The sequence below is a fragment of the Ruegeria sp. HKCCA6837 genome (assembly GCF_013034475.1).
Taxonomy (GTDB): Bacteria; Pseudomonadota; Alphaproteobacteria; order Rhodobacterales; family Rhodobacteraceae; genus Ruegeria.
The window spans coordinates 550,964-563,092 of sequence record NZ_WQGD01000001.1 but is presented as its reverse complement, the minus strand read 5'-3'; the positions used below and the strand labels follow the sequence as shown (position 1 = coordinate 563,092).

The window sequence follows — 12,129 nt, the reverse complement described above, 5'->3', positions numbered from 1 at the left end:
TGTTCCAAAGATATGAGCCCGAGCTTCTAAATGAAAAAGGGCCGCCCCAACCGGGCGGCCCTTTTGTGAAAATGTAAGGCGGATTAGCCAGCCAGCTGGTTGTGCTTGCGGCCTACAAAGTCCTTCGCAGTTTCCACGGCAACCGCCGCGTCACGGCAGTAAGCGTCTGCACCGATGGCCTTGCCAAACTCTTCGTTCAGCGGCGCGCCGCCGACCAGAACGATATAGTCATCGCGAACACCTTGTTCGACCAACGTGTCGATAACCACTTTCATGTAAGGCATTGTGGTCGTCAGCAGCGCGGACATGCCAAGAATGTCAGGCTGTTCGGTTTCCAGCGCTTCAAGGTAGTTTTCGACTGGGTTGTTGATACCGATATCAACAACTTCAAACCCTGCGCCTTCCATCATCATCGACACGAGGTTCTTGCCGATGTCGTGAATGTCGCCTTTGACGGTGCCGATGACCATCTTGCCAACGCGTGGCGCGCCGGTTTCTGCCAGCAACGGCTTCAGGATCGCCATGCCACCCTTCATGGCGTTGGCGGCCAGCAGAACTTCGGGCACGAACAGGATACCGTCGCGGAAGTCGTGGCCCACAATGGTCATGCCTCCGACCAGAGCTTTGGTCAGAATGTCATAGGGGGTCCATCCCCGCTCCAGCAGGATGTTGGTTCCTTCTTCGATCTCTTCTTTCAGGCCATCGTAGAGATCGTCGAACATCTGCTCGACAAGTTCGTCGTCGTTCAGTTCGGACAGGATGATGTCTTCTTCGTCGGACATGGGGTATTCCCTGTGCTGGGCGGGCCATCGGCCCGTGTTGGCATTTTTTCCGTTTTGGCCAAAACGTCGCATTCTGACTGTGACGATTGCGACGTCGGTCGTTTCGGGACCGACCTATATGTCAAAAAATCACGTGGCTCGAATGAAAAATCCGCATGATTATCGTGCATTCGGTTTGATCGCGGCTGTTTGGGGCGCTTTCATGAGGAGACTTGTACAAACCCGGGCGCAGGTTTATGTTCCAAGTGGGAACAAAAATAGAACAAAGCGCCAAAATGACTGTTGTACCAACCATAAAGGCCAGAGGAACTAATTCGAACGCCACTGGTCGGTTCGAGCGTTTTGCAACCGTAGCCACCGATGATGGGTGGGAGATTGACGAATCCCCACCGCCTTTGCGCACCGAAACAAGGGACGAGGTGGCGCGCAGTGCGATTACGTACAATCGGTCTCCGGATTTGCCGTTTGATCGATCCATCAATCCATATCGTGGTTGTGAACATGGCTGTGTCTATTGTTTTGCCCGGCCCAGTCATGCCTATCTGGGATTGTCCGCAGGGCTGGATTTCGAAACCCGCCTGACAACGCGTCCCAACCTGAGCTGTGTTCTGCGAAAGGAATTGTCCTCCAAGTCCTACAAGGTTGCGCCGTTGGCCATCGGCACTAACACCGACCCGTATCAGCCGATCGAGAAAGATCTATGTATAACAAGGTCGTGTCTTGAGGTATTGCGTGAATTCAATCACCCGGTTGCAATTGTAACCAAGGGTGCACTGATCGAACGTGATCTGGATGTCCTCGCCGAAATGGCCAGCCGTGGTCTGGCGCGCGTTGGGATTTCGCTGACCACTTTGGATCCCGCTTTGTCGCGTCGGATGGAACCTCGTGCACCGTCACCGCAGCGGCGTCTGCGCATGATCCGCACACTGACCGAGGCCCGGGTTCCGGTGCGTGTGATGACATCTCCGATTGTGCCCGGCCTGACGGATCATGAACTAGAGAACCTGCTTGAGGCGGGACAGGAGGCAGGAGCAGATGCCGCCAGTTGGATCATGTTGCGATTGCCACGAGAGGTGTCGCAGTTGTGGCAGGATTGGCTGGCCGAACACCAACCGGCACGGGCGGAAAAAGTGATGTCCAAGCTGCGCGACATGCACGGTGGGCGGGACTATGACCCGCGCTGGGGCCACAGAATGCGGGGTGAGGGTGAGTACGCCGGAATTATTGCCCAAAGGTTTTCCAAAGCTTGCAAGCGGTTAGGGCTTTCTGTGAAATCTGCCCCACTACGTTGCGATCTTTTTGAAATTCCGCCGCAGCCCGGGGATCAAATGAGCTTGTTCTAAAGCCTAAATACACCCCTGCGCTGACCGCTGAATAATATCGCAAAAGCAATTTCTTATACTGATTTCGAAATGACCGATTGCAAAAAAAAAGACCCCGGTTGAACCAGGGTCTTAAATATTTGTCGAAGTTTGGAGAATCAGCGGTTTTCGATATCCACGTAATCCCGCAGTGTCTCGCCCAGATACAGCTGACGCGGGCGACCGATCTTGTTCTGAGGATCGGCAATCATCTCTTTCCACTGGCTGACCCAGCCTACTGTGCGCGACAGAGCGAAGATCGGCGTAAACATGGATGTTGGGAAGCCCATCGCCTCAAGAATGATCCCAGAATAGAAATCGACATTCGGGAACAGTTTCTTTTCGGCGAAATACGGATCTTCCAGCGCTTCTTTTTCCAGTTCTTTAGCGACCTGAAGCTTGGGATTGTCGTCAATGCCCAACAGGTCAAGAACTTCGTCTGCCGACTGTTTCATCACTTTGGCACGCGGGTCGAAATTTTTGTAGACACGGTGACCAAAGCCCATAAGACGGAACGGATCGTCTTTATCCTTGGCGCGGGCGATATATTCGGGAATGCGATCAACGGTGCCGATCTCTTCCAGCATTTCAAGACATGCCTGGTTGGCGCCCCCGTGGGCAGGACCCCACAAGCACGCAACACCGGCTGCGATGCAAGCGAACGGGTTCGCACCCGAGGACGATGCCAGACGCACGGTCGAGGTCGAAGCGTTCTGTTCGTGATCCGCGTGCAGAGTCAAAATCCGGTCCATCGCGCGGCTGAGGATCGGGTTGACCTCATAATCCTCGGCGGGAACGGCAAAACACATGCGCAGGAAATTCGACGCGTAGTCTAGGTCGTTGCGCGGGTAAACAAACGGCTGACCGATGTGGTATTTGTAGGCCCAGGCCGCAATTGTCGGCATCTTGGCGATCAGACGGTGCGAGGCAACCTCGCGCTGGTGCGGGTCCGAGATATCGGTCGAATCGTGATAGAAGGCCGACATTGCCCCGACAACACCGACCATGATGGCCATCGGATGCGCATCTCGGCGGAAACCGCGATAGAAATACTGCATCTGCTCGTGCAGCATGGTGTGACGGGTGATCGTGGTTTCGAACTTTTCCAGATCCTTTGCCGCAGGTAGTTCCCCATAAAGCAACAAATAGCAAACTTCGAGAAAGTGCGATTTCTCGGCCAATTGGTCGATCGGATAACCCCGATGCAGCAGCTCACCTTTTTCGCCGTCGATATAGGTGATGGTGCTGTCGCAGCTAGCGGTCGAGGTGAAGCCTGGATCGTAGGTGAAAACCCCGGCTTGTCCGTATAGCTTGCGAATATCAACAACATCAGGGCCGGCGGTCGGGGAATGAACTGGCAACTCGTATTCTTTGCCGTGAACAGTCAGAGTGGCTGTTTTGTTGCTGTCAGTCATAGTCGTCCCTTCTTCAATCATGCGCACGCCGGACAGACCTCCGGCGATACGGGCAACGATTGCGCGCGAACGCGCAATCCGGGTGTTAGCGGAGCAGCGTTACCCGACTATGAAGATTGGGTTTATTTCGCTGCCTCAGAAAGCCGCGCCAAGGTTTCATCCCGCCCCAGCACCAGCATCATGTCAAAAACCGAAGGTGTAACGGCCCGGCCTGCCAGTGCGGCCCGTAGCGGACCCGCCAGCTTGCCGAACTTGAGCTCCTTTGACTCGGCAAAGGAATTCAGGGCCTCCTCCAGCTCGTTCCGGGACCAGCTAGCATTTTGCAGCTGCGGCGTCAATTCCGACAGTATACCATCGGATACAGATGACAGCGCCTTCTCCGCCTTCTCATCCGGGACAATTGGGCGTTGGGTTAGCACAAAATGCGCTTTTTCAAGGAGTTCTGGGAAAGTACGCGCCCGATCCTTGAGGCAATACATCGCACGTTCCAGATCACTGGATTGTGTCGAAGTGAGAGCAGGAAGGTTCGCTGCCGCGAGGTAATCTTCAATTTCCCGCCGCAGCGCAGCATCATCTGAGATTGCAATATGCTGTCCGCAGAGATTTTCCAGCTTTTTCAGATCGAAACGGGCCGGGCTTTTACCGATTCCGTCCAGATCGAACCACTCTTTTGCCTGCGCATCCGTGAAGAATTCGTCATCACCGTGACTCCAGCCTAAACGCGCCAGGTAATTGCGCATTCCAGCCGCGGGATAGCCCATGGCCTGGTATTCCTGCGCGCCCAGTGCGCCATGACGTTTCGACAATTTCTTGCCGTCGTGCCCGTGAATCAGCGGGATATGTGCCCAGACCGGAACGTTCCAGCCCATTGCCTCATAGATCATCATCTGACGCGCGGCGTTGTTCAAGTGATCGTCGCCGCGAATAACGTGGGTGACGCCCATGTCGTAATCGTCGACCACCACCGCCAGCATGTAGACGGGTGTGCCGTCCGAACGCAGCAGGATCATATCGTCCAGTTGATCATTGCGGATGGTGACATCGCCTTGAACCTGATCGCGGATCACGGTCGCACCGTCTTGTGGCGCTTTGATGCGAATGACAAATGGCGCATCGGGATGTGTTGCCGGATCAGCGTCGCGCCACGGGCTGCGGAACAGGGTTGATTTACCTTCGGCCCGCGCCTGTTCGCGGAAGGCGGTGATTTCTTCCTGAGTTGAGAAGCACTTGTATGCCTTGCCTTCGGCCAACAGTTGATGCGCAACCTCAGCGTGCCGGTTTGCGCCCTCGAACTGGCTGATCACGTCACCATCGTGGTCCAGTCCCAGCCATGCCATACCTTGAAGGATTGCGGCAGTCGCTTCAGGTGTCGAGCGTTCGCGGTCGGTGTCTTCAATCCGCAGCAGGAACTTGCCGCCACGACCCCGTGCATAAAGCCAGTTAAACAACGCGGTACGCGCGCCGCCAATATGCAGAAAACCTGTAGGTGAAGGGGCAAAACGGGTGACGACCTGGTCGGACATAGTGGGGATTAACCTTTTGGTAACCGTATCTGGCATAGTTTGACGCCTGTCTAACGAGCCCGAAGGACGGGGGCAACCATGCGTGTTCTTGCACGGGTTGAGGCCGCGCTGCTGCACCAGACTGGGTACATGTTCCTATGGACGCCGGTGATGCTGGCAACCGGGATTGGCCTGTATTTCGGCATCCGGGCAGAACCTGCCATGCCGGTTTACGCTGGTCTGGTTTGTCTATGCTTGGCTTTCGTCTTTGCACGCCGCTGGCTTGCGCCGGGGGTGGGGTCGTTGGCCATCGGGGGGGCGCTGATCGCTGCTGGTTTCTGCCTGGCAGGTGTTCGCGCCCATATGGTGGCAGAACCGGTTTTGTCATGGCGGTATTATGGCCCTATCGAGGGGAGGGTCGTCGCTATGGATCGGTCTGCCTCGGATGCGTTGCGGTTGACGCTTGATCAGGTGCGCATAGGGGACGTGCCGCAGGAGCGAAGGCCGCAGCGCGTCCGTCTTTCCGTTCATGCCCCAACCGGACCTATTAAACCGGGGCAGAGGATTATGACGACGGCGCATCTGTCTCCACCACAAGGGCCCGTAGAACCCGGCGGGTTCGATTTCCGCCGTCATGCCTGGTTCCAGAGTTTAGGCGCAGTGGGGTACACCCGCGTCCCTGTTCTGACCATCGCACCAGCTTCGGACGGAATCGAGGGCGTTCGGATAACCGCAATCCGAATGGCCATATCGCAGCGCGTGAAAGAAATACTACCTGGTGAAATTGGTGGCTTTGCAGCAGCAGTCACCACCGGGGATCGCAGTGGTATGGGGCAAGATACGCTATCGTCGCTGCGCGCATCGAACCTTGCACATCTGCTGGCAATCTCGGGGCTGCATATGGGGCTGCTGACGGGATTCGTATTTGTGGCTTGCCGCATCTGTCTGTCGTTACTCCCGGCGCTTGCGCTGCGCTTGCCTGTGCGAAAAGTGGCCGCTGTCTGCGCCTTGTGCGCGGCGACTGTCTACCTGATGTTGTCCGGCGGAAATGTCGCGACCGAACGTGCCTTTGTCATGGTTACGGTCATGCTGGGAGCGGTGCTGATCGACCGCCGGGCGATCTCTCTCCGCGCCGTGGCGGTTGCGGCGGTGATCGTTCTGCTCCTCAGGCCGGAATCCCTGTTAAGTCCGGGATTCCAGATGTCATTTGCAGCAACCACAGCTCTGGTCGCCGTGTTCGGGGCGCTGCGCGAATTGGGTCCCTTGCCCGGACCGAAATGGATTAAACCGATGGTTGGCGTGCTGATGTCCTCGGCCATTGCCGGGCTTGCGACGGCTCCGATCGGTGCCGCGCAATTCAATACCATGTCGCACTACGGTCTTTTGGCGAATCTGCTCTCTGTTCCGGTTATGGGCTTGTGTGTTGTTCCAGCGGCGGTTGTCGCCGCGCTATTGGCTCCTCTGGGGCTTGAGGCGATTCCCCTGACGGTGATGGGGTGGGCATTGCAGTGGATTTTGACGGTGTCACATTGGGTTTCGAATCTGCATGGCGCACAAGGTTATGTGGTCAGCCCGCCGTGGTATGTTCTGCCTGTTATCGCCCTGGGCGTTTTGTGGATCGCGCTGTGGCAAGGACACGCAAAGTGGATTGGGATGTGCCCGATTTTGGTGGGCTTTCTGCTGTGGACTGCGGGGCAACGCCCCGACGCCCTGATCGCCGAAACCGGAGGTTTGGTGGGTGTTATGACTGAAGAGGGTCGCGCGTTGAGCAAAGGCAAAGGCAGCGGGTTTGTCGCAACTGTTTGGCTTGAGAATGACGGGGATGGTGTCGATCAGTCACAGGCCGCGCTCAGATGGCCCGAGACGAACGCAATCCAGCGCTACCTGATGAAAGATCAGGAGATTATCCACCTGACTGGCAAAAGGGCTGCAAACGGGTTTGACGAATGCAAGGCAAACCAGATCATCGTCTCTGCTGTGGCTCTGAATTTGCAGGGGCCGTGCGGGGTCTTTGACCCCGATCGCTTGTACGAAACCGGCAGCTTGTCTGTTCTGAACGGAAAGCTGATATCAAGTGCCGAGCTAACGGGGCAAAGGCTTTGGTCCCCAAACGCGACCGGGGACCTTCCGTCCAAGCAGGATCAGTAAGTCCGGATCAAGCCAACAAGGCGGCCTTGAACCTTGACCTTTTCTTCGGGCAGAACGCGCGTTTCGTAGACCGGGTTGGCAGCTTCAAGCGCGATGGCATTGCCCCGGCGGAAATACCGCTTCAACGTCGCTTCCTGATCCTCGACCAGAGCAACCACGATGTCGCCGTTATCTGCTGTCGACGTTTCCCGGATCACCACTACATCACCGTCGTTGATACCCGCGTCGATCATCGAGTCTCCACGAACCTCCAACGCGTAATGCTCGCCCTTGCCGGAGACCATGGGGCCGGGGACGGCGACATGGTGCGAGACATGGTTGATGGCCTCAATGGGAACACCAGCCGCAATCCGACCCATGACCGGCAGTTCCAGCGCGTCGACTGAAACGGGTTCCACATTCGCGGGGCGGCGACCTTCCGGTTTGTCACCTTCGATCACGCGCGGCGAAAACCCGGTTGTGGGCTCGCCCCCAAGGCTTTCGGGAAGTTTCACGATCTCAATCGCGCGGGCGCGATGGGCGAGGCGGCGGATGAAGCCACGTTCTTCCAGAGCGGTGATCAATCTGTGGATGCCGGATTTCGACCGCAGATCAAGCGCAGCCTTCATTTCGTCGAAACTGGGCGGAACACCGTCCGCCTGCACGCGTTTGTGGATGAATTCCAGCAAATCCAATTGCTTCTTGGTCAGCATCGCTCACACCTCGTCGCTCATGCGTTTTCTTTTGTTCTACGCATGTTCACGTTTTGTGTCAACGGATTTGAGAACATCTCAGATCGGCAGGTACTGAACCGTTTCCCCGATTTCACGGGCGGGATCGTGCGGTTGTCGGACCAAAAGCGCATTTGCTTGAGCCAGAACGCTGAGAAGCGAGCTGTCTTGATCTGCAGAGGCTTCGATGCCCGTGTCGCTTAGAACTGCGCGCATGTAGTGCTCTCGCGGTCCGTTTTCCGACAAGGGAGCCGTGAGCTGCGCTGTACGGAAAGTCGGAACCACGTCGTCCAGGCCAAGCATCCGGCGCACCATCGGTGCTAAAAACAGATACCCGCACACCATGGCGCTGACCGGGTTGCCGGGCAAGCCCACCATAGCCGTTTCGCCGATACGACCGGCCATCAGTGGTTTTCCGGGACGCATTCGGATCTTGTAGAACGACCGCTCCATCCCCAAACCCTGCGAGACATCTGCGACAAGGTCATAGTCACCAACCGAAGCGCCACCGATTGTGACGACAAGATCGGCCCCGTGCGCCAAGCCAAATGCAGTTTCAAGCGAGGGAACGGTATCGCGCGCAATGGGCAGAACGCGTACCGATGCACCCAGACCTTCAAGCAGCGCCTGCAAACCGAATGTGTTGGAGGCAATGATCTGATCTGGGCCCGGCTCTTCTCCGGGCATCACCAACTCGTCGCCGGTGGAGATAAGTGCAATCACCGGTTTGCGCGCAACCGTAACGCGGGGAGTGTTCATTGCGGCCATAAGAGCCACATCTTCGGCCCGGATCAAACGTGGTGCTGAAATGGATGTGCCGATTTCAAAATCTACGCCAGCTGGCCGGATATTGGTTTTGGGGCCGGGTTCGTCGGTGATCGTGATCAGGTCACCACGTCGATCTGTGTCTTCCTGAATGATCACAAAATCCGCGCCCTCGGGCACTGGCGCACCGGTGAAAATGCGCACCGCCTGACCGGGACCGACCTGGCCATCAAAGCGATGGCCAGCCGCGGATTCTCCGACCACCTTGAACATGGCGTGCAGCTCAACTTCGGCGGCCTTTACGGCATATCCATCCATCGACGATGCCGCGAAGGGCGGTTGGTTCCGCCCCGCCACAACATCCCGCGCCAATACACGCCCGGCGGACTGTGCCAGAGGAACCTCTTCCGAAGGTAAAACCCCCACCAGATCGAACAGCAGGGCGCGCGCCTCTTCGACTGTGATCATTTCGCCTCGTAACGCCCTGATTTACCGCCATCTTTCAAGAGAACGCGGATTCCGCCAATCTCCATCGCCTTATCGACGGCCTTTGTCATGTCATACACTGTCAAAGCCGCGGTTGAGACTGCGGTTAGGGCTTCCATCTCAACACCGGTCTGTCCCGAGGTCTTGACCGTGGCCTCGATCTGAACACCCGGCAAATCAGGATCAAGGGTCAGTTCAACCGCCACTTTGGTGATTGGAAGAGGGTGACACAACGGGATCAAGTCGGGCGTCTTCTTTGCGCCCATGATGCCCGCCAGACGGGCGATGCCCAGAACGTCGCCCTTTTTCGCGCGGCCTTCAGAAATGATTTCAAAGGTTTCCGGCGCCATCCTAATGTGCCCGGCAGCAACGGCGACACGGTCTGTCACGTCTTTGTCCGACACATCGACCATATGCGCCTGACCTTGAGCGTCAAAATGGGTCAGCGGCATCACATCACTCCGGGGATCAGAGGGTTGGACAGGATATGACGCGTGGCGGCTTCAACATCATCCTGCCGCATCAGGCTTTCACCAATCAGGAAGCACCGTGCACCATAGCGCGCAATGTCCTTCAGATCATCCGGTGTTCCCAGGCCGCTTTCGCAAACAATTGTGCGGTTCGCTGGTACCAGCTTGGACAGGCGTCGCGTGGTGTCCAATGTTGTCTCGAAGGTCTTGAGATTGCGGTTGTTGATGCCGATCAACGGGCTTTTCAACTGGGTGGCTCTTTCCAGTTCCGCTTCGTCATGCACTTCGATCAGAACATCCATACCCCAATCAAAGGCAGTTTGTTCCAGTTCAGCCGCCTGATCATCACTGACCGAAGCCATGATGATCAAAATGCAATCGGCGCCCAAGGCGCGGGCTTCGATCACCTGATAGGGGTCATACATGAAATCCTTGCGCAAAGCGGGCAGCGAAGTCGCCTCGCGTGCCTGCGTCAGATATTCCTTTGCGCCCTGAAAGCTTGGGGTGTCGGTCAGCACGGACAAACACGCAGCACCACCATCCTCATAGGCTTTGGCCAGTACAGGCGGGTCGAAATCCGGACGGATCAGACCCTTGGACGGGCTGGCTTTCTTGACCTCGGCAATCAGGCCATAGCCTTGCCGCGACGCGGATTGCAAAGCTGTGGCAAAGCCACGGGTTTCCGATGCGGCCCGTGCTTCGCTCTCCAGTGTTTCCAGGGATTTCTGTGCTTTGTCGGCTGCGACCTCTTCCAGTTTGTAGGCTTTGATCTTGTCCAGAACGGTTTCGGTCATGCGGCTTCCTGTGTCTTGCGTGCCAGAGCGGCGATTTTTTCTTTGGCTTTGCCGCTGTCGATGCTTTGGGCGGCCATGGCGACACCGTCGCGCAGATCGCTTGCCGCTTCGGCGACGACCAAAGCGGCAGCCGAATTCAACAGTACTGCATCGCGATAAGCGGATGGGGCACCGTCCAACAGAGCGCGGAATGCGACGGCGTTCTCTTCTGGTGTGCCGCCGATAATGTCTTCGAACGGATGTACCGGCAGACCTGCGTCTTCGGGGTGCAGTTCGACCTCTTTGATCGTGTCATCTTCCAGCGCAGCGACCCAGCTGATTCCCGTGATAGTGAGTTCATCCGTCCCGTCCGATCCATGCACCAGCCACGCGCGGTCTGAGCCCAGCAGACCAAGCGTTTCGGCCATTGGTCGGATCAGGTCGCGACTGAACGCGCCGGTCAATTGCCGCTTGACGCCTGCGGGGTTGGTCAGGGGGCCAAGGATGTTAAAGATTGTACGCGTGCCCAGTTCCTGGCGTGATGGCATTACGTGGGCAATGGCCGGGTGATGCATCGGTGCCATCATGAACCCAATTCCAACTTCTTTTAGAGCATCTTCAACAACTTGGGGGCCAACCATGACGTTGATGCCCATCTGACCCAGGGCATCGGCTGCTCCTGATTTCGAACTGAGGTTCCGATTGCCATGCTTGGCAACGGTGACACCGGCACCGGCAACCACAAAAGCCGTCGCGGTCGAGATGTTCAGTGTGCCTTTGCCGTCGCCGCCTGTGCCCACGATGTCCATCGCTCCGTCCGGAGCTTTGACGGCGTTGCACTTTGCCCGCATCACAGCGGCGGCAGCGGCGTATTCATCGACGGTTTCACCACGTGTGCGCATGGCCATCAAAAGCCCACCGATCTGGCTGGGCGTGGCTTCGCCATCAAACAGGATGGCAAAGGCTTTTTCAGCTTCGTCACGAGTCAATGGACGATCGGCCGAAGCTCCGATCAGCGGTTTCAGCGCGTCGCTCATGCGGGGACTTTCAGTTCTTGTAGGAAGTTCTTGAGCAGGGCGTGGCCATGCTCGGAGGCGATGGATTCCGGGTGGAATTGAACGCCATGTATGGGCAGTTCCTTGTGCTGCAGCCCCATGATGGTGCCGTCTTCCAATTCAGCCGTGATCTCAAGACAGTCGGGCAGGGATTCACGCTCAACAATCAGCGAATGATAGCGGGTCGCTTCAAAGGGTGAGGGCAGACCAGCAAAAACACCTTTTCCGGTGTGTTGCATCGTGCCCATCTTGCCATGAACAATCTCGTGACAGCGCACTACTTTGCCGCCAAAACCCTGACCGATGGTCTGATGCCCCAAACAAACCCCCAGCAATGGTGTTTTGGTTTCTGCGGCGGCTTCAGTCAGCGCCAAGCAAATCCCGGCCTGATCCGGGTCGCAGGGGCCGGGGCTTAGCAGGATACCGGCGGGGTTCATAGCCATCGCTTCCTGTACATCAAGCGCATCATTTCGGCGAATAACCATTTCGGCACCAAGTTCGCCTAAATAATGTACCAAATTGTAAGTAAACGAGTCGTAGTTGTCGATCAGCAGCAGCATATGGGCACTTATCTTCACTTGGGCATTTCAGGCTGGCGATGCAGCCCCGGGCCACGGTATAATGTCCGCACATACATGCTCAGGCTTGGGCGGCAGCGTCAA

General features: G+C 56.9%; 11 protein-coding genes. 2 read left to right on the top strand and 9 right to left on the bottom strand.

What is annotated here, in order from left to right; genetic code table 11:
* Positions 1-83: 83 nt before the first annotated feature.
* On the bottom strand, positions 84-782 hold the full coding sequence (locus tag GOV91_RS02760) for a B12-binding domain-containing protein (protein ID WP_171090262.1): 699 nt from the start codon (positions 780-782) through the stop codon (positions 84-86).
* 275 nt (positions 783-1,057) lie between these two features.
* On the opposite strand from GOV91_RS02760, the gene GOV91_RS02755 reads away from it, so the two are divergent.
* Positions 1,058-2,125, top strand: coding sequence for a PA0069 family radical SAM protein (locus GOV91_RS02755; RefSeq protein ID WP_171234350.1), 1,068 nt, complete (start codon positions 1,058-1,060; stop codon positions 2,123-2,125).
* A 137-nt stretch (positions 2,126-2,262) separates the two neighbouring features.
* Here the strand turns inward: GOV91_RS02755 and gltA are convergent, their stop codons facing one another.
* Both gltA and gltX read right to left on the bottom strand, forming a co-directional pair.
* Positions 2,263-3,558 (bottom strand): citrate synthase, encoded by a 1,296-nt coding sequence (gene gltA, locus GOV91_RS02750; protein ID WP_171173804.1) that lies wholly within the window; start codon positions 3,556-3,558, stop codon positions 2,263-2,265.
* Between the two features lie 122 nt (positions 3,559-3,680).
* A complete protein-coding gene (gltX, locus tag GOV91_RS02745; RefSeq protein ID WP_171234349.1) occupies positions 3,681-5,081 on the bottom strand; it encodes a glutamate--tRNA ligase in 1,401 nt (466 codons plus the stop codon).
* A 78-nt stretch (positions 5,082-5,159) separates the two neighbouring features.
* Between gltX and GOV91_RS02740 the strand changes: the two genes are divergently transcribed.
* Complete coding sequence (locus tag GOV91_RS02740) at positions 5,160-7,208, top strand: ComEC/Rec2 family competence protein (protein ID WP_171234348.1); 2,049 nt, start codon at positions 5,160-5,162, stop codon at positions 7,206-7,208.
* Here GOV91_RS02740 and lexA read toward each other — a convergent pair.
* From lexA to GOV91_RS02710, 6 genes are all read right to left on the bottom strand, one after another.
* Complete coding sequence (lexA, locus tag GOV91_RS02735) at positions 7,202-7,900, bottom strand: transcriptional repressor LexA (RefSeq protein ID WP_171234347.1); 699 nt, start codon at positions 7,898-7,900, stop codon at positions 7,202-7,204. The two genes, GOV91_RS02740 and lexA, sit on opposite strands and share 7 nt — an antisense overlap.
* Positions 7,901-7,978: 78 nt before the next feature.
* Positions 7,979-9,151: a gephyrin-like molybdotransferase Glp gene (gene glp / locus GOV91_RS02730; protein ID WP_171234346.1), complete on the bottom strand. Its 1,173-nt coding sequence runs from the start codon at positions 9,149-9,151 to the stop codon at positions 7,979-7,981.
* A complete protein-coding gene (moaC, locus tag GOV91_RS02725; RefSeq protein ID WP_171173814.1) occupies positions 9,148-9,621 on the bottom strand; it encodes a cyclic pyranopterin monophosphate synthase MoaC in 474 nt (157 codons plus the stop codon). Before moaC ends, glp begins: the two co-directional genes overlap by 4 nt.
* Positions 9,621-10,433: an indole-3-glycerol phosphate synthase TrpC gene (gene trpC, locus GOV91_RS02720; RefSeq protein WP_171173816.1), complete on the bottom strand. Its 813-nt coding sequence runs from the start codon at positions 10,431-10,433 to the stop codon at positions 9,621-9,623. The genes moaC and trpC overlap by 1 nt, the downstream gene beginning before the upstream one ends.
* The gene (gene trpD, locus GOV91_RS02715; protein WP_171173818.1) at positions 10,430-11,449 is read right to left on the bottom strand and encodes an anthranilate phosphoribosyltransferase; all 1,020 of its coding nucleotides are present in this window, start codon (positions 11,447-11,449) and stop codon (positions 10,430-10,432) included. The genes trpC and trpD overlap by 4 nt, the downstream gene beginning before the upstream one ends.
* The gene (locus GOV91_RS02710) at positions 11,446-12,027 is read right to left on the bottom strand and encodes an aminodeoxychorismate/anthranilate synthase component II (RefSeq protein WP_171234572.1); all 582 of its coding nucleotides are present in this window, start codon (positions 12,025-12,027) and stop codon (positions 11,446-11,448) included. Before GOV91_RS02710 ends, trpD begins: the two co-directional genes overlap by 4 nt.
* Between the last annotated feature and the right edge of the window lie 102 nt (positions 12,028-12,129).